Here is a 17840-nt window from a genome sequence, read left to right on the forward strand (position 1 = left end):
GACGGCCCGGTGCGCGAGCACACCCGTGAAGACGCCGGCGGCGACCACCGGCCGCGGACCCCGGAGGTGACGTTCCCGAAGGGCGGCCCCGACGCGTGGCCGATCATCCACTGCGCGCGGGACCGAACCGGGCCGGGCCCGGGGGCGTCACCAGGAGCCCTCGCCCGGCACCAGCCGCCCCGCCTTGCGGTACTCGCGCCGCGCTCCCTCCAGCAGGTCCGCCGCCGTGACCACCCCGTCCCGTCCGGCGGCGAGGTAGGCCGCCGTCACCACCGCGCTGCGGATCGACCCGCCGGCCAGGTCGAACTCCCCCGCCAGCGCGTCGAGTTCCGCGAGCGTCCCGTCGGCCACCGGCACCCGCTCGAGCCCGTGCCGCCACAGCGCCAGCCGCTGCCCGGCGTCGGGGAAGGGGAAGTCGACGACCAGGTCGAGCCTGCGGGTGAACGCCTCGTCGATGTTGGCACGCAGGTTGGTGGTGAGCACCGCGATCCCGCTGAACGACTCCAGCCGCTGGAGCAGGTAGGCGCTCTCCATGTTGGCGTACCGGTCGTGGGAGTCCTTGACCTCGGAGCGCTTGCCGAAGACGGCGTCGGCCTCGTCGAAGAGGAGGACCGCGTCGGTGCGGTCGGCCTCGGTGAAGATCCGCTCCAGGTTCTTCTCGGTCTCGCCGACGTACTTGTCGACGACGGAGGAGAGCTGGACCACGTAGAGGTCGAGGCCGAGTTCGGCGGCGACGACCTCGGCGGACAATGTCTTGCCGGTGCCGGACTCGCCCGCGAACAGCCCGAGCACCCCACGGCCCCGGCCGCCGCCGGCGCTGAGCCGCCAGTCGCCGAGCACCCGGTCCCGGTGCCGGGCGCGCAGGGCGAGCTCGTGGAGCTGGGCGAGGGGGGCGGCGGGCAGGACGAGGTCGTCCCAGCCGACGTCGGGGCGGATCCGCCGGGCGTGCTTCTCCAGCCCGGACGCGGACTGCCGGCGGGCGGCCAGCCGCACATGCCGGGGGGCCAGCGGCACACCGTCGAACGCGGCCAGGCCACGGGCGGTCCGCGCGGCCCGCACGAGCCGCTCCCCGCCGAGACGGTAGGGGGCGACGGTGGCGGCGAGGTCGAAGCCGGGGCCGTCGGGAGAGGGATCGGTGGAGCCGTCGGACGGGGCGGTCAGTGCCGCCGCCCAGGCGGGGAGCGTGCCGGTGCTGCGGCCGGGGGCCTGGAGGACCAGGGGGTCACGAGGGCACCAGTGCGGGTCGTACGGGCGGGGGTCGGCCAGCAGCACCGGGACGTCCCGGGCGGCGGTCAGTTCCCGCAGCAGCGGGCCGGGGTCGGCGGGCAGTGGCGCGACGAGCAGTGCGCGGCCGCTCAGCCGGGCCTCGCGCACCAGCGCGGCGACGTGGTCGTCCGGTCCGCCGAAGCACAGGGCGTCGAACCCGGCCGCGCGCAGGGCGGCGGCCGCGCACGCCGTTCCCTCGCCCTCCCGTTGCTCGCGCAGGTAGACGGCGTCCGAACCGGGCGTCGCCAGATGGGCGGCCAGCCGGCCGGTGAAGGACGCGAACTCCGCGTCCTCGCCGGGGTCATGGGGGTCACGGTGATCGTGGGCGTCGTGCGGCAACGGGCGCAGGTGCGGGGTGAGCGCCGGGTCGGGGGTGTCGTCGCCGAGCAGGTGGGCGACGACCCGGTCGGGCACGCGCAGCGACCGGGTCAGGAAAGGCCGCTCGGGTTCCTCCACCACCAGCAGCCCGCGCGCGGTCAGCGGTGCCGAGGCGTGGAACCGGGCCCTCGCGGCCGCCCGGTGCGCCGGCATTCCGCACAGGTCGAGCGCGAGGCCCACCGTGGCGCGGCGGCGGCCGACGTCGTCGTTGAGATAGCCGTAGAGCGGCTCGAAGGAGCGGTCCACGTCGGGCGCGAGGGCGAGGAGCAGGATCGCGGTGTCCAGTTCCCCGAGCCCCAGCAGCCCGGCCGGACCGGCGCCCCGAACGGCCCCCCGACCGGCGTCCGGGTCGGCGGGGAGCGGCGGGGCGTCGTCGTACGGGCGCCCGGGGTGCACGTCGCCGCCCACGGGCTCCGCGGGGTGTGCCAGGTACCGGCGGACGGCCTCCTCCGAGAGGTACAGCCCGCGCAGCGGGTCGTCGGCCGTGGGGTCGCCGGCCGACCGCCGGTCGACGAGCAGGGCGACCCGCTCCCGCAGCCGCGCGAGCCGTACGAGGAGCGCGTCGGCGGGCTCGGCGAGGACTTCCGGGTCCGCGGGACCGTGGGTGTGCGTGGTCATCGCATCCGCTCGGCGCGTGCCGCCGCGATGTGGTGCGGGCGGTGGGCCCGCTCCTCCGCCGGCGGGCCGGACGTCCGTGCCGTCTCCGGGCCGGGCTCCCCCGAGGTGTCGCGCACGCGGACGGCCGCGCCCTCGGTGACCGGCGGCCCGGCGTCGTACTCCGGCACCGCCGGGAACGGCGCGGTGATCACCAGGTCCACGGACGGCTTGAGTTCGCCGCCGAGCGCTGACCAGATCTCCGCCAGGGAGCGCGACTCGCTCTGCACGCCGGCCACCGTCACCGGCACCGACAGCCCCAGTTCGCGCAGCGCGTCCGGGAGGTCGGACGGGGGCAGCAGCTCGCGGGGCAGCAGGGTGGCCAGTACGGCGGAGAGCAGCCGGTGTTCGTCCTGCGGCCGTCGGGTCCACGCCGTCACCAGGTACGACAGCCGGAACCAGCGCGGCGGCTGCCGGCGCTTGATGACGACGTTCCGCTCGTCACGGACGGCGATGTGTCCGCGGTGCCGCCGGGAGACGTCCTCGCGGATGTCGTAGAGGTAGGCGTTGACGGTGGGCGCGTTGCGGCGGGCGGCCCAGTCGCGGGTCGGGGCGTCCAGCGTGATGTCGACGCCGGATCCCGCGAGCGCGCCGCCGCTGAGGAGGTCCTTGAGGACCTCGTCCACCTCGTGGATCACTGTCGCGCTCCCACCGCCGTACGAATCGCCGTTGCCGGTCTCTCCCATCGTGCCCGCCCGCCCCCGCGGCCGCCGCGCCCACGGGGACGGGACACGGGCAGAGGGAGGTGTCCCGGGGGGCAGCGGACCTGCCCGTTCCGCCTCCCCGCCTCGGCTCCCCGCCCCTCACTCCCGGGGAACCGTCAGATGTAGCCCTCGCGCAGGGCGTACGCCACGGCGTGCGCGCGGTTGCGCAGATGCAGACGGGTGGTCAGACCATGCATCACGTTCTTGATGGTGCGTTCGGAGTACGACAGCTTGCCGGCGATCTCCGCGGTGTCCAGGCCGTCGGCGACCAGCCGCAGCACGTCCACCTCGCGCGGCACGAGGCCGACGGCGGGGGCGGCGGAGTGGCCGGCCGTGCCCCGGTGCAGGGTGCCCACCTGGTCGATGAGCCGGCCGAGCAGGTCGGCGGGCAGGTCGCCGTCGCCGCGGGCGGCGGAGAGCACCGCCTGCACCAGCCGGTGCGCGGTCGCCTCGTGCCGCCAGACGATGGCGCCGACCCCGCACTCGATCACGTCCAGCAGCTCCGCCTCGCGGATCTCGCCGACCACGAGGACCGCGCGGGCACCCTCGCCGCGCACGACGCGGCGCAACCGGGTCAGGCCGGACTCGTCGAGGGTGTCGCCGACCAGCAGGGCGACGGTCCCCGGGCCGCTCTCCGGGCGCAGTTCGAGCTCGGGGTGGCGGCGGAGCTGACTGAGCACGCCCTCCCGGGAGATGGGGTCGGGGGCGTACACGACGACGGGCACCCGGTGTGCGGGGTCCGGCCGGTCGGCCTCCGTGGTACTGAACGTGCTGCGCATCCCTGGCTCCCCTTGCCTTGTGGTCCGCCCATTCCTCGGCGGACCTTGTCCAGCCTTGCCGCAGGGGGTCGCGGGGGCAATCGTGGAGCACCACGAGGCACACCACGAGAACGGACGCGCAGTCACGCTGCCCCGGCGGGGCCGCCGCCCGTCTCCGCCCGGGTCCGCGCGGCGCCGTTCCCCCTGGCCGCCGGGGCAGGGAAGCGGGTTCCTCACGGGCGTGACGTACGGCACGTCCGGGCACCATGACCCGACCCCGCACGTCTTCCTCTGCGGGGAGATTCACCCGGTGGTGCACGTGTAACACGTGGGAGAGGAGGCGTACATGCCCGGACAGTTGACCGAACGCACGGACGTGACAGAGCTGATCGCGGCGGAGGCGGCCCGGGCCCGGGCCGGCAACGGCCGCCTCGTCCTGCTGCGCGGCGCCACCGGCACCGGCCGCACCGCCGTGCTGGAGGCCGCCGTCCGGGACGCCGACGCGCACGGCATGCGCGTCATGGTCGCCCGCTGCGCCCGCTCCGACGACGCCCAGTACTTCGCCTCCCTGATGCGCCTGCTGAGCCCCGTCCCCGACGTCCCCGGCTGCCTCGAACCCGGCCAGTACGCGATCTTCCGGGGCGGCGACGAACGCGTCGTGACCACCCGACTGCTGCACCGCCTGCGGGAGTTCGCCGAGGACCGCCCTCTGCTCATCGCCGTGGACGACGTGCACCTGGCCGATGCCGCCTCCCGGCGCTGGCTGGTGGAGGCCGCCCGGCGCATCGACCGGCTGCCCGTCCTGCTGCTGGTGACCGAGCGCAGCCAGTACGACATCACTCCGCCCACCCCCGGACTGGCCCACACCCTCCCGCCCGACCTGGTCCGCATCCACACCCTCGCCCCGCTGTCCGGCCGTTCCACGGCGCTCCTGGCGCGTGCGCTCGCCGGGAACGTGTCCTGCTCCCGCGCGGAGGCCTGCGTCCGTGCCTCGGCCGGCCACCCGCTGCTGCTGCACGCCCTGTCGGCGGATCTCAGCGGCAGCGGGGCCGACACCGTGCCGGACTCCTCGGCGATGCTCTACCCGGGGGCCTACCAGGCCGCGGTGTCCTGGTGGCTGGAGTGCGCCGGAGTGCGCACGACCGAGGTCGCCCGGGCACTCGCGGTGCTGGAGGACGACAGCGGGGCGGACGGCAGCGGGGCGTACGGCACCGGGGCGTACGGCGTCGGCCGTCCGCCCGCGCCCGCCTCCCCGCACGGCTCGGCCCGCCCCGGCGTACCCGTCGACCCCGCCGTCACCCGGCGCATGGCCGAGCTCCTCGCGGAGATGACCGGCGCCGACGCCGCCCGGACCGTCGGCTGGCTCACCGCCATGACCGGGCTCGGGCTGCTCCGCCCCGACGCGTGGGGCCGCCCGCGCTGGGCGCACCGGCTGCTGCGGGACGCGGTGCTCGAGGGCTGGCCCGCCGCGCGGCGCCGGACCGCGCACCTCGCGGCCGCCGACGCCATGTGGCGGCGCGGCGACGACAACGCGGCCGTCGCCCGGCAACTGCTGCGGGCCGGCACGGCGAACCGGGACTGGGCCGTGAACGTCCTGCGGGACGCGGCGCGCGACGCCGCCCGCGACGGGCACGTCGAGACCGCCGTGGCCTATCTGCGCCGACTCCTGCGGGAGCCGCTGTCCGATCCGCAGCGGCAGCGGGTCCTCACCGAACTGGGCTCCCTGGAGTGCTCCGCCGCCCTGTCCCGCACCCAGTGCCCGGACCGGACCGGCACAGGGGCCGGTACCGGGGCCGGCGCGGGCCGTTCCACCGGCGTCACGCGGCTCACCGAGGCCGTGCGGCTGCCCGGCGAGCCGGCGGACCGGGTGCGCGCGGCCGTCGCCCTCGGTACCGCGCTGGCCCGGTTCCACCACGCCCCGGCCGCCGTGGAGGCGCTGCGCGGCCTCGACGACGGCGGTCTGTGCGACCGCCCCGACCTGATGGGCGCCGTGCGGGCCGCCACCGTACTGCTGTCCGACCGGGACCAGGTGCTGCGCCGGCAGGCGTACGCCCGGCTGTCCGAACAGGTGCGGAACACCCCGGAGCTGGTCGGCGCGGCCGGCCGTGCCCTGCTGGTGCGGCACGCGGCGGCGGCCGGGCTGGTCTCGGCGCAGGAGGCGGTGGAACAGTTGAGGGCGCTGCTCCTGGAACCGGCCGACCCGGTGACCGAACCGTTCCTGTTCGGCACGGCCGCGGAGATCACCCAGTGGGCCGACGACTTCGACTCGGCCGAACAGCTCGCGGACCGCGCGCTGGCCGGCCAGCACCCGCACGAGCTGCACCCGGTGTGCGAGATCGTGCGGGACGTGCGCGCCGACATCGCGGCGGCCCGCGGCACGCACGTCCTGCCCCGGTACCTCCTGGCCGGACACCCCCCGGCGCGGACCGGGCCCGCGGAACACGGGGACGGGGACGAGCGGCGCCGCCCCTCGGGGCACGGGTACGGGGACCACGGGGACGGGGCGTACGGACCGGCGGAGCACCTGCCGCCGGAGCACGCGCGGGCCGGAACGGAATACGCGCGGCCCCACGACCCCGCGCGTGCGGTAACGGAGTACGCCGGGCCCCACGGCCCCGCGGTGCCCGACAACCCCTCCGCGCCGGCCGCCGGCCCGGCCCGCGCGCCCCGCACCGCCGACGCGCGCACGGTGCTCGCCCTCGTCGGGGCCGGCCGTCTCGCGGAGGCCGAGCGATTCGCGGCCGCGTTGGACCTCGGCCGCACCCCGGACTCCCCGGAGCGCAACCGCTTCCTGTACGCACGCGGCGTACTGCGGGCCGCCGTCGGCAATCCGGTGGGCGCCGCGCACGACTTCCTGGAGTGCGGGCGGAGCCAGTCGGCCCGTGAGGAGGTCAACCCGGTGCTCACCCCGTGGCGGACCGGCCTCGCCGAGTGCAAACTCGCGGTGGGCGAGCGGCGGGCGGCACTGGTGCTGGCCGAGGACGAGCTGCGCCTGGCCCGGGTGTGGAACACCCCCCGCACCGTGGGCCGCGCCCTGCGGGTACTGGCCACCGCGACCGGCGGCCGGCACGGCCTGGACCTCGCCGAGGAGGCCGTACGGCTGCTGCGCACGGCCCCCGGCGGCGCCGGCGACGGCGACGAGCTGACCGCCGCGCTGCTCGCGCGGGGGCGGCTGCTCCTCGCGGCGGGGGAGCGTTCCCATGCCCGCGAGACCCTGCGCGAGGCGGCGGACCGTGCCGTACGGCGGGGCGCGACGCGGCTGGCGGACGCGGCGGGGGCGGCCCTGCGTGAGGGCGGCGCCCGCAGACCGGCCGCCGTCCGCACGGGCTACGGGGCGCTCACCGGCAGCGAGCGCCGCATCGCGGAACTGGCGGCGGAGGGGCACACCAACGTCGAGATAGCGGGCCTCCTCCATGTCGCCCGCCGCACCGTGGAGACGCACCTGACCAGCACGTACCGCAAACTCGGCATCCGCCGCAGGGGCCAGCTCCGGACCGTTCTCGGCGCTTGCGCGTCCCGCCGCCCCGACCGGGACTACTCTCACGAGGATGGCCGCACCCGACACCCTGACCGCCACCCGTGACGCCTACGACGCGGTGGCCGGCACCTACGCCGACATGTTCCGCGCGTCACTGCGCGAGCAGCCGCTGGAACGCGCGCTGCTCGCCGCCTTCGCCGAGACCGTCCGTGCGGACGGCGACGGCCCCGTCGCGGACCTCGGCTGCGGCCCCGGCTACGTCACCGCGCATCTACGGGACCTGGGACTGCGGGCGTCCGGCGTCGACGCCTCCCCCGCGATGATCGAACTGGCCCGCCGCGCCCACCCGGACCTGCGCTTCGACGTGGGCTCGATGGCAGCGCTCGACCTCCCCGGCGGCACGCTGGGCGGCATCCTCTCCCGCTGGTCGGTCATCCACACCCCGCCGCCGGAACTCCCCGCCCTGCTCGCGGAGTTCGCCCGCGTACTGGCCCCCGGCGGCCACCTCATGCTCTCGTTCTGGGCGACCGAGGACCCGTCCGTCCCGACCCGGGCCTTCGACCACGCGGTCGCCCCGGCCCACCGCTGGTGCCCCGACCACCTCTCCGCCCTCCTGCGCGCCCACGGCCTGACCGAACGCTCCCGAACGGTCCAGGAGCCCCTCCCCACGGACCGCCGCCAGTTCCGCAGCGTTCACCTGCTGGCGCGGAAGGCACCGCCGGCCCAGCGGGCACCGGCGGCCTGACCTCACGGCCCTTGGGTCACAGGAGTCGCGCAACGGGTTCACCGTCATGGTCGCCTTCCAACTTCCCCACTCCCCCACGTCCCCACTGCTCCCAGGCCGTGCGGCCACGGGCGGAGCTGCCGGCCGTACGGACACACAGCACGACACGTCCGTTTCCAGGCGTGCCGCGCACGCTCCGCCACCTGGGCGGGGAGGGACGGGTGGACCCCGGCGGAGCGGTCCCGCACGGGCCGCGCGGGCCCGCTCCGCACTTCCCGTACGGGTGGTCAGGCGGCTTCCGGGACCGTCCGGTCCTCGCCGGCGGTCCGGTCGCGCACGACGGGGCGGCGGCGGGCCGGGACGGCGAGGGTCGGGTGCGTGACACCCCAGACCGCGCCCTTGCAGACCGTCTCCTTGTAGAAGGCGGCCAGCCGCCCGGTGATCGCGGAACTGACGGAACGGTCGTCGGCGGTGACGAACTGGATCAGACCCTCCCGGCGCCCCAGCGAGACGCACTGGTTGAAGTAGCGCAGCGAGGTGTGCGGGAGCCTGCCGCCGGTCAGCCGGGCCGCGAGGGCGTCGGCGGCCTGCCAGGCCATGGGGACGCCCGAGGCGCAGGACATGCGCAGGGGCTTGCCGCCGGCGCCCGCCGCCATGGCCGCGTCCCCGACGGCGTACACGTCCGGGTGCGAGACGGAACGCATGGTCTCGTCGACCACGATCCGCCCGCCGTCGGTGACCACCAGGGCGGTCTCCCGCACGAGGGGGTGGACGGCGAAGCCGGCGGTCCACACGGTGACGTCGGCCGGGATGCGGCCGGCGGGGACACCGTCACCGCCGTCGGCGGTGGTGGTGACGTGGTCGGCCGCGACGGCGGTGACGGCGGTGTGCTCGTGCACGGTGATGCCGAGCCGGTCGAACACCTTGCGCAGGTGCCGGACGCCCTTGGGGGAGAGCCAGTCGCCGAGGCCGCCGCGCGCGGCGAGGGCGACGTCGAGGTCCGGGCGGGCCTCGGCGATCTCGGTCGCGGCCTCCACCCCGGTGAGTCCGCCGCCGACCACGAGCACCGGCCGCCCGGCCTCCAGACCGGCCAGCCGGTCGCGGAGCCGGAGCGCCCCGGCGCGGCTCGCGAGCTCGTCGGCGTGCGCGGCGACCCCGGGGACGCCGTGGTCGGTCCAGCCACTGCCGAGGGCGTAGACGAGGGAGTCGTAGGGCAGTTCCTCCGTGCCGCCGGCGGGTCCGTGAGAACTCCCCGTGCCGGTCACGGTGACGGTCCTGCGGTCGACGTCGACGGCGGTGACCCTCCCGAGCCGCGGCTCGACGCCCGTGCCCGCGAACATCTCGGCGAGGGGCCGGGGCCTGAGCTCCTGCCCGGTCGCGAGCTGGTGCAGCCGGACGCGTTCCACGAAGTCGGGTTCGGCGTTGACGAGGGTGATGGCGACGTCCTCGCGGCGCAGCCGCCTGGCGAGGCGTCCGGCGGCGATGGCCCCGGAGTATCCGGCTCCGAGGACGACGATGCGGTGCTGCATGTCCCTGCTCCTGTCTCGCGTTCCTGATCCGGGCGCATCCCGTCCTGGACGAGGTCCGGTCCGGACGAGGTCGGTCCTGGACGAGGTGGTTACGCCCCTTGAACCGGACAGCCCGCCGTTTCCTGACAGGACCGCGCGGGGACCGCGCTGTGAAGCACCTCACAGTGCGTCCGGCCGGGGCTCGGACCAGGCTCGGCCCGGGGGCCCGAACCGGGCCCCCGGGCCGCTCAGAACGCGTGGAGCAGCGGCTCCCCGTGGTCGTCGGCCGCCCACCGTCGGGTCGCCCGGGCGAGCTTGTCGGGGTTGGCCTGGGAGCGGAACGCGGCGATGCCGTCCGCGGTGATCTCCAGGCACAGCACGCCGACGACCCGCCCGTCGACCACCGCCACGAGCGCGGGGCCGCCGTTGGCGGTGGCCACGTGGATCCCGGGCGAGCCGCCGACCAGGGCGCGCTTGCCCTTGCCGGGCGCGAACAGCCCGCGCATGAACCTCGCCACCGCGACCGCGCCCTCGAACGGGCTGGTGCGGGCCGGCACCTTCCCGCCGCCGTCGCCGATCGCGACGGCGTCGTCCGTGAGCAGCCGGATCAGCGGCTCGGTCCGGCCGCTGGTGGCGGCCGCGAGGAACTCCTCGACGACCCGCCGGGCGGCGGCCGCGTCGACCTCGCCGCGGACCCTGCCCTCCGCGACGTGCTTCTTCGCCCGGTGGAAGAGCTGCTGCCCCGCGGCCTCGGTGATGCCGAGGATCCGGGCGATCTCCCGGTACGGGTATCCGAACGCCTCCCGCAGCACGTACACCGCCCGCTCCTTCGGGGCGAGCCGCTCCAGCAGTACGAGCACCGCGAACGACACCGACTCCCGCTGCTCGGCGGTGTCGGCGGGGCCGAGCATGGGGTCCCCGTCGAGCAGCGGTTCGGGCAGCCACTGCCCCACGTAGGTCTCGCGCCGCACGCGGGCGGAGGTGAGCTGGTTGAGGCACAGGTTGGTCAGCACCTTGGTCAGCCACGCCTCGGGCACGTCGATCCGTCCGGTCTCCGCGGCCTGCCACCGCAGGAACGTCTCCTGCACGACGTCCTCGGCCTCACCGGCCGACCCGAGCAACCGGTAGGCGAGCGCCCCCAACCGGGGCCGGCACGCCTCGAACCGCTCCACCTCACGCGGGGTCAACGCCATGCGCCGGATCCTAGTCGCCCCCTCGCACGGCCCCCCGCGACCCGGTGCGAGCCCGCGGTGGTGTCACCCGTGCAGGATCACCTTCCCCGCCACCGTCCCCGACTCCGCGAGGCGCATCGCCTCGGCGGCCTCGGTCAGGGGCAGCCGGGCGGCGACCCGGGCGCTGATGTCCCCGCGGCGGAGCGCCTCGAAGACCTCGGTGAGGTCGGTGCGCAGACGGGCGCGGAAGCGGTCGATGCGCCGGTGACCGGCCCAGACGTTGTAGAAGTGGGCGCTACGGCCGTTGGGCAGGGCGTTCCACAGCCAGACGCGGGCCAGCAGCTTCAGGACGGGCAGCTGCTTGGAGCCCTCGTCGTCCCGGGTGGAGGCGGTGCCGTAGGCGACGAGGGTGCCGCCGGGGGCGAGCAGACGCCAGGAGTCGAGGATGCCGGGGCCGCCGACGTGGTCGAAGACGGCGTCCACCCCGCCGGGGGCCAGGGCGCGGACGCGGGCGGCCAGGTCCTTCGTGCGGTAGTCGAGGGGGGTGACGCCTTGGGCGCGCAGGTCCTCGTGGTGGCGGGCGGAGGCGGTGCCGATCACCTCGGCGCCGGCCGCCCGCGCGAGCTGGACCAGGACCGAGCCGACGCCGCCGTTGGCGCCGAGCACCAGCACCGTCTGCCCGGCCCGGACGCGTGCCGTGCGGTGCAGCATCTGCCAGGCGGTGATGCCGTTGATGACCATGGTCTCGGCCCGCTCCGCGTCGACCCCCTCGGGCACCGGCACGGTGTCCGCCGCGTCCACGACGACATGGGTGGCCCAGCCGCCGACCTTGACCAGGGCGGCCACGCGGGTGCCGGCCAGGCCGGGGTCGACGCCCGGACCGGTCGTGGCCACGGTGCCGACGAGGTCGTAGCCGGGGACGAAGGGGAACGGCGGCTGGTCGAAGTAGCGGCCGCGGCGCATCTGCTGCTCCGCGAAGGAGACCCCGGTCGCCTCCATCCGGATCACCACCTGGCCGGGCCCCGCGACGGGCACGGTTCCGCGCCGCACCCGCAGTCCTTCCGGTTCGACCTTGCCCGGGAGGACGACCTCGACGAGTTCTTCGGTCTCTGTGGCACGCATGGCGGTCTCCGGTGAGTGTGAGCGAGTCGAGTGAGTTAGCTAGTTAGCTAGGTTCTTCTTCGTTATAGGTTGTAACTCTCTCGGGTCCGGAGTGTCAATAGCGGTCGTGATAGCTTCTAACTGAACGTCTGCGCGGACCGGGGAAGGCGGCGGCACATGCGGCAGGACACGACGGGAGAGGGCACGACGGGGGAGGCGACGGCGGAGCGTGGAACGGCGGGCCGGGGGGCGACGCCGCGCGAGCGCTACCGCACGCAGGTCCGCACCGAGATCAAGGACCACGCCTGGCAGCAGATCGCCACCGCCGGCGCCTCCGGGCTCTCCCTCAACGCGATCGCCAAGCGCATGGGCATGAGCGGGCCCGCGCTCTACCGGTACTACGCCGGCCGCGACGAACTGATCACGGAGCTGGTCCGGGACGCCTACCGCAGCCTCGCCGACGCCTTCCGCGCGGCCTCCGCCCCCACCCCCGGGGCGCGTGCGCTGGGACGCGCCCTGCGCGCGTGGGCGCTGGCGGACCCGCAGCGCTACTTCCTCGTGTTCGGCACCCCCGTGCCCGGCTACCACGCGCCGGACGACACCACCGACCTGGCGCGCGAGAGCATGGCGTACATGCTCGACGCCTGCGCCGCGCTGCCCCCGGCCGGATCCCCCGGGGCGCCCTTCACCGGGCACCTCGACGAGCACCGCGAGTGGGCGGGCGGCCGGTCCGTCCCGGCCGCCGCCCTGCACCGCGCGCTGACCTTCTGGACCCGGCTGCACGGCGCACTCTCCCTCGAACTCGCCGGGCACTTCACCGGGATGGGGTTCGACCCGGAGCTGCTCTTCGAGGCCGAACTGGACGCGCTGACCGGGAACGGCGGCTGAGCGCGCGGGAAGTGCGGGTCCGGCTCCTCACCGGCCCGCGCGCCTGCGGGCCCCGCGCACGGACGTCCGGGCCTCCGGTGAACCGAACAACCGGAATCATGCCGTCCGATGATGAAGATCTCGTACGAAATTTGACGATCTTGTTCGGCGAGGCGCCGCCGACGCCACAGTGGGGCGATCTCCGTCCCGCCCGGAAGGCCCCCTCGAGTGAAGCTCCGTACCCCCCACGGTCCCGCCGCCCGCCGCCGCGTCGGCGTTCTGACCGGCACCGTCACCGCTTCCGCCCTGCTCCTGACCGCCTGCGGCATCGTCGGCGACGGCGACGGCAGTGCCGCGTCGGCGGCGAAGAAGGACGACGACATCACCGTCGGCCTCCTGCTGCCCGGTCACAAGCCCGCCCGTTTCGACGAGTTCGACCAGCCCCTCATCACCAAGCAGGTCGCGGCCCTCACCCATGGCAAGGGCAAGGTCGTCGCCCGCAACGCCGAGTCCGACGCGGACAAGCAGGAGAAGCAGTTCGCCGAGCTGATCGACAAAAAGGTGGACGTGGTCCTCGTCGACCCCATCGACTCGCGGGCGATAGCGGCGCAGGTGCAACAGGCGAAGGACGCGGGCATACCGGTGATCGCCTACGACCGGCTCGCCGAAGGCCCGATCGACGCGTACATCTCGCACGACAACGAACTCGTCGGCCAGCTGCAGGGGCAGGCCCTGCTGAAGGCGCTCGGCGACAAGGCGGCCACCAGCAAGGTCGTCCTGATCAACGGTTCGTCCACCGACCCGAACACGGTCCACCTCAAGAAGGGCCTCCGCGAGGAGCTCAAGGGCAACGTGGTCATGGCCGGGTCGTACGACACCCGCGACTGGCGGCCCGAACTCGCCCAGAAGAACATGGAGAAGGCGATCGCGGCCGTCGGGCTCGACAACATCGACGCCGTCTACTCCGCCAACGACGGCATGGCGGGCGCCGTCATCGAGACGCTCAAGAAGGCCGGCGTCACCCAGCTCCCTCCGGTGACCGGGCAGGACGCGGAGCTCGCCGCGGTGCAGCGGATCATCTCGGGCGAGCAGTACATGAGCGTCTACAAGCCGTTCCAGCGGGAGGCGGAGAGCGCCGCCGAGATGGCGGTGGCCAAGGTGCAGGGCCGCTCGATCGAGTTCGACGCGCTGACCCGCGACTCGGTGGACAGCCCGACGCGGAAGGGCATCCCGGCGATGCTGGTCCCGGTGGTCGCCCTCACCAAGGACAACATCAAGCAGACGGTGATCCAGGACGACGTCTACACCGTCGAGGACATCTGCACGCCGAAGTACAAGGCGAAGTGCGACGCGATCGGCCTCACGTCCTGACCGACGTCCCGAAGCCGTGGCCCGGCCGGGAACGGGGAGAAGGACAGGGGCGGCCCGTCGTCAGCGGGTGGTGGGCCGCCCGGCCGCCGTGGTCGGCCGCACGCCGGACGTGGTCCGCGACCGCGGCTTCTCCTTGAGGCGTTCGTCGGCCGCGGCCCGCTTCGACAGCGACTGCGACGGCTCGCTCGTGGCCTTCGTGGCGCCCGAGCCCGTGGAGTCCGCGGGCCGCGCCGACGGGCCGGTGCCGGGGGTGTCACGCCCCTGTGGGGCGTCGGACGCGGTCCGGCGCTCGGCCGGCTCGGAGGGCAGGGGCGTGGCGTCGGTGACGGGCGGCGGGGCGAGCGGGACCGTCGGGGAGACCGGCCGCTCGGTTCCCCCGAGGTGCAGCGGCGCGGCGACGAGGACGGCCGCGGCGCAGGTCAGCGCGGCACCGATCGCCGCGCGCAGCAGTCGGCGGCGGGCGGCGGTGCGGCGGATCTCCTCGTAGCGGCCGGGCGGCGGGCCGAGCAGGTCGGCGTGGGCGGTGAGGGGTCGCAGGATCACCGCGAGCGGGTCCTCGGACCCGTCCGCCGGTCCTCCGTGCCCGCCCGCCCCTCCGCGCCCGTCCGCGCCACCCGCACCGTGCGCCCGGCGGAAGCCCTCCGGGTCGTCGTCAAAGCGTGTGGTCAAGGCTCCTCCTCAGATGGACGCGGAGCAGTTCGCGGGCCGCGTGGAGGTCGGCCTTGACGGTTCCTTCCTTGCGCCCGGTCAGCGCGGACACCTCCCGGATCGGCATGTCAGCGTAGTAGTGCAGCAGGATCGGCACCCGCAGCCGTTCCGGCAGCGACTGCACGAGCAGCCGGACCGACGGGTCGTCCTGCTCGGTGTGCGGGCGCAGCGCGGCCTCCGTGGTGACCCGCCGCACGGCGCGGCGCTCGCGCTCCAGTTTGCGCCAGTGGTCGCGGACGAGGTTGGCCGCGGTGACGTAGAGGAAGCCGCGGGGTTCGTCCACGGACGTCCAGCGGGCCCAGAGCCGGGTGAACGCCTCGGAGGCGATCTCGTGCGCCGTCCCGTCGTCGTCGACGAGACGGCGGCACCAGCCGGCCAGACGCGGATAGAGGGCGGCGAACAGTTCGGACGCCGCCCTCTCACGGGACCGTTTCAACGCTCTCCTGGGTCGTGGGGGCACGTGGGGGAAGATGCCGGGTGCCCGGCGGGCGTTGCCCCGCCGGGCACCCGGCGGCTCAGCCTCCGTCGAGGGCCGCGAAGACGATCACGTTGTCGCGGTAGCCGTCGCCGGAGCGCGGGCCGCCGCACGTGATGAGCCGCAACTCCGGCCGGTCGACGTCGCCGTAGACCTCCTGCGTGGGGAAGTGCGCCTTGTCGACGGTGCGTACGCGGGTCACCGTGAACGCGGCCGTCGTGCCGTTCCTCAGCCGCGTCGTGACGTGGTCGCCCCGGTGCAGTTCGGACAGCCGGCGGAAGACGCCGTCACCGTACTGGCCGACCGTGACGTGGCCGAGGAGGACGGACGGTCCGGTCCGGCCCGGCGTCGGCGACTTGTCGTACCAGCCCGCCCGGTCGTGCGCCGTGACGGGCGGCACCTCGACGGTGCCGTCCGCCGCCAGCCCCAGCCGGATGACCGGGGTGTCGACGCCGATGCGCGGGATCCGCAGCCGCGCGGGGGCGGAACGCGCGAGTGGGCGTGCGGCGTTGGTCGGACCGGCGGAGGTGTCGTCGCGGCCGGCGGAGCTCTCGCCGCCCGCGTCGGCCCCCTGGACCGTGCCCGGACTCCCCTCGCTGCGTACCCCCTCGCCGCCGCCACCGCAGGCCGTGAGCAGCAGGGCCAGGGCCGCGGTGGCGAAGGCGCGCCGGGAGAGCGCGGTCATCACGCCCCGGTCGCCCGGCGGCGCCGCACGACGAGGAAGGCCGCGCCGCCCGCGGCCACCAGTGCGGCGGCGCCCCCGCCGACCAGCGCGTTCTGGTCCGAGGACGAGGAGGTGTCCGCCACGCCGGTGTCGGCCGCGCCCCGCGGGACGGCGCGGACCTGGCCGTCCTTGCCGGTGGCCGGCGTGGCGGCCTCGCGCCGCTTCTCGGCCGGGGCGGGCGTGGCGGCGTCGCGCGGCTTCTGGGCCGGGGCGACGGTGGCGTCGGTGGCGGGCTTCGCGGTCGGGCTGTCGTCGGCGAACGCGGGCTGCACGGTCCCGGCCAGTACGGCGGTGCAGGCGAGTGCCAGGACACTGAGAACAGTTCGGCGCATCGTGTCGCTCTCTTCTGTCGTCCCGTCCGGAAGAACCGGACGGGTTGTATGACGAATCGAGCGGAGAGACGACGCACCCCGACGCCGGGTTGTAAAGAACGGGCAAAGCCGTTCGGGGCGATGTTTACGACACCCGGCCGGCGGTCCACTCCTCGGCGAGCAGCCCCAGTACGACCTCGTCGGCGAAGCCCCCGTACACCCAGGCGGCGCTCCGCAGCGTGCCCTCGACGGTGAACCCGGCCGCCCGTGCCGCCCCCAGCATCGGGGCGTTGTCCGCGAGCGTCTCGACCTGCAGGCGCCGCAGCCCGCGCCCCGCGAAGCCGTACTCGCACAGCGTCCGCACGACATCGGTGCCGAGGCCCCGGCCGCGGAAGGCGGGGAGCAGCGCCATCCCGATGTGCGCCGACCTGTTGTGCGTGTCGATCCCCCAGAGCACGGCGGAGCCGGCCAGTTCGCCCGAGTCCGGCTCCACCACCGAGAACGGCGCCGCGTCCGGCGAGGGCTCGCCCACCGCGAACGGGGAGTGCCCCGACTCGGCGGCGATCGGCCGCCAGGGCTTGTCGTCGGCGCGGGTGCGGTGCACCACGTCCTCGTACAGCCCGCGGTGCAGTACAGGGACATCCGCCTCGGTCCGGGCCCGCAGCCCGATCTTCTCGCCACGTATCACCCGGCAGGGGTATCGCGGGCCGGGCGGGAGGCACAACCGGATTGTTACCGGCGGAGGTTGGTGGGCCGGGGCACCTGAGTGGGTGTCAGCGGGTCGCGGCGTCCCGTCCGCCGGGGCGGGCGGCGGCCTCCGGGCCGGCGGGGCCGGCGGGAGAGCCGAGCGTCCCGGCGGTGCCGCCGCGTCCGTCGGACCCGCGCTGTGCCGCGGTGAGGGCCCGTACCACCAGGATGCCGGCGACCGCGGCGCCCACCACGGCCGCGTCGGCGGCGAGCAGCGGGGCGGGGTTGTCGTAGGCGCGCTCGACGACCTTGTCCGTCGAGACGGTGTACATCAGGCCCGTGCCGGTCAGGGTGCCGGCCAGCCACAGCCCCCACCACCAGTTCACCGCGCGCGGCAGCCGCTCGCCGGGGGCGCTGCGGCGGTGGATGTCGGCGAGGATCCCGCGCGGGATCCACAGGTTCGCCACCGGCAGCACCCAGCCGAGGTAGACCCACACCCAGGAGTACCGGGGCGGCTCGCCCGAGAGGGCGCGGGCGTTGTCCCGCACCGCCCACAGCCAGCTCAGGAACGCGACCGCGCACAGCACCGCCGCCGCGTCGCCCACCGTGGTGACCAGGTGGTAGCCGTCCTCCAGCGAGGTCAGCGGACGGTGGCTGCCGCCGCCCTGGTCGGGCGGGCCGGAGTCCGGCATGCCCGCGGCGCCGAGCCGGATCTGCCAGCCGGCGCGGGCCGTCCAGGCGGCGCCGGCCAGCGCCAGCGCGGCGACGGCGCAGTGGGCCGCGCCCCGGGTGGGACGCAGGGCCGGGGTACGTGTGCTCTCCTCGTTCACGCGGTCATCCTCGCATCCACGGTGTGCGGACGCGGGGCGGCAACCCGGCGCGTGCGCAGACCGGTTGGGGCCGCGTGCGTACTCTCCGGCGCCCGCGGCAGCGCGTACGGCGAAGCCGTTCGCG

The 17840-nt window shown here is 75.4% G+C and carries 16 protein-coding genes; 4 read left to right on the top strand and 12 right to left on the bottom strand.

Annotation, left to right across the window (positions count from 1 at the left end):
* Window positions 1-147 precede the first annotated feature (147 nt).
* From QFZ64_RS18475 to QFZ64_RS18485, 3 genes are all read right to left on the bottom strand, one after another.
* A complete protein-coding gene (locus tag QFZ64_RS18475; RefSeq protein WP_307067127.1) occupies window positions 148-2262 on the bottom strand; it encodes an ATP-binding protein in 2115 nt (704 codons plus the stop codon).
* A complete protein-coding gene (locus tag QFZ64_RS18480; protein WP_307067129.1) occupies window positions 2259-2936 on the bottom strand; it encodes a DUF4255 domain-containing protein in 678 nt (225 codons plus the stop codon). The genes QFZ64_RS18475 and QFZ64_RS18480 overlap by 4 nt, the downstream gene beginning before the upstream one ends.
* A gap of 182 nt (window positions 2937-3118) precedes the next feature.
* Entirely contained in the window at window positions 3119-3781 is a 663-nt protein-coding gene (locus tag QFZ64_RS18485) for a response regulator transcription factor (protein WP_307067131.1), read from the bottom strand.
* Window positions 3782-4106: 325 nt separating this feature from the next.
* Here QFZ64_RS18485 and QFZ64_RS18490 point away from each other — a divergent pair, with 325 nt between their 5' ends.
* The gene (locus QFZ64_RS18490) at window positions 4107-7343 is read left to right on the top strand and encodes a LuxR family transcriptional regulator (RefSeq protein ID WP_307067133.1); all 3237 of its coding nucleotides are present in this window, start codon (window positions 4107-4109) and stop codon (window positions 7341-7343) included.
* Entirely contained in the window at window positions 7309-7983 is a 675-nt protein-coding gene (locus QFZ64_RS18495; RefSeq protein ID WP_307067135.1) for a class I SAM-dependent methyltransferase, read from the top strand. The genes QFZ64_RS18490 and QFZ64_RS18495 overlap by 35 nt, the downstream gene beginning before the upstream one ends.
* A 266-nt stretch (window positions 7984-8249) precedes the next feature.
* Here the strand turns inward: QFZ64_RS18495 and QFZ64_RS18500 are convergent, their stop codons facing one another.
* The 3 genes from QFZ64_RS18500 to QFZ64_RS18510 form a co-directional block, all read right to left on the bottom strand.
* On the bottom strand, window positions 8250-9491 hold the full coding sequence (locus QFZ64_RS18500; RefSeq protein WP_307067137.1) for an NAD(P)/FAD-dependent oxidoreductase: 1242 nt from the start codon (window positions 9489-9491) through the stop codon (window positions 8250-8252).
* Between the two features lie 227 nt (window positions 9492-9718).
* Window positions 9719-10663, bottom strand: coding sequence for an RNA polymerase sigma factor SigJ (gene sigJ, locus QFZ64_RS18505; protein WP_307067139.1), 945 nt, complete (start codon window positions 10661-10663; stop codon window positions 9719-9721).
* A gap of 63 nt (window positions 10664-10726) precedes the next feature.
* Window positions 10727-11764 carry a medium chain dehydrogenase/reductase family protein gene (locus tag QFZ64_RS18510; RefSeq protein ID WP_307067141.1) on the bottom strand — a complete coding sequence of 346 codons (1038 nt, stop codon included), beginning with the start codon at window positions 11762-11764 and terminating at the stop codon, window positions 10727-10729.
* Window positions 11765-11920: 156 nt separating this feature from the next.
* Here QFZ64_RS18510 and QFZ64_RS18515 point away from each other — a divergent pair, with 156 nt between their 5' ends.
* Both QFZ64_RS18515 and QFZ64_RS18520 read left to right on the top strand, forming a co-directional pair.
* Window positions 11921-12631, top strand: coding sequence for a TetR/AcrR family transcriptional regulator (locus QFZ64_RS18515; RefSeq protein WP_307067143.1), 711 nt, complete (start codon window positions 11921-11923; stop codon window positions 12629-12631).
* A 207-nt stretch (window positions 12632-12838) separates the two neighbouring features.
* Window positions 12839-13981, top strand: a complete 1143-nt coding sequence (locus QFZ64_RS18520; protein ID WP_307067146.1) for a sugar ABC transporter substrate-binding protein — start codon at window positions 12839-12841, stop codon at window positions 13979-13981.
* 60 nt (window positions 13982-14041) lie between these two features.
* On the opposite strand, the gene QFZ64_RS18525 is transcribed toward QFZ64_RS18520, so the two are convergent.
* From QFZ64_RS18525 to QFZ64_RS18550, 6 genes are all read right to left on the bottom strand, one after another.
* Window positions 14042-14650, bottom strand: coding sequence for a hypothetical protein (locus tag QFZ64_RS18525; RefSeq protein WP_307067148.1), 609 nt, complete (start codon window positions 14648-14650; stop codon window positions 14042-14044).
* Window positions 14634-15125: an RNA polymerase sigma factor gene (locus tag QFZ64_RS18530; protein ID WP_307067150.1), complete on the bottom strand. Its 492-nt coding sequence runs from the start codon at window positions 15123-15125 to the stop codon at window positions 14634-14636. The genes QFZ64_RS18525 and QFZ64_RS18530 overlap by 17 nt, the downstream gene beginning before the upstream one ends.
* 79 nt (window positions 15126-15204) lie before the next feature.
* On the bottom strand, window positions 15205-15849 hold the full coding sequence (locus QFZ64_RS18535) for a class F sortase (RefSeq protein ID WP_307067152.1): 645 nt from the start codon (window positions 15847-15849) through the stop codon (window positions 15205-15207).
* Window positions 15849-16220, bottom strand: a complete 372-nt coding sequence (locus tag QFZ64_RS18540; protein ID WP_307067155.1) for a sortase-dependent protein — start codon at window positions 16218-16220, stop codon at window positions 15849-15851. The genes QFZ64_RS18535 and QFZ64_RS18540 overlap by 1 nt, the downstream gene beginning before the upstream one ends.
* Before the next feature lie 124 nt (window positions 16221-16344).
* Window positions 16345-16887: a GNAT family N-acetyltransferase gene (locus QFZ64_RS18545; RefSeq protein ID WP_307067158.1), complete on the bottom strand. Its 543-nt coding sequence runs from the start codon at window positions 16885-16887 to the stop codon at window positions 16345-16347.
* A gap of 85 nt (window positions 16888-16972) precedes the next feature.
* Complete coding sequence (locus QFZ64_RS18550) at window positions 16973-17716, bottom strand: DUF4328 domain-containing protein (protein WP_307067160.1); 744 nt, start codon at window positions 17714-17716, stop codon at window positions 16973-16975.
* Window positions 17717-17840 lie beyond the last annotated feature (124 nt).

Origin of the sequence: Streptomyces sp. B3I8 (assembly GCF_030816915.1) — a bacterium.
Taxonomy (GTDB): Bacteria; Actinomycetota; Actinomycetes; order Streptomycetales; family Streptomycetaceae; genus Streptomyces.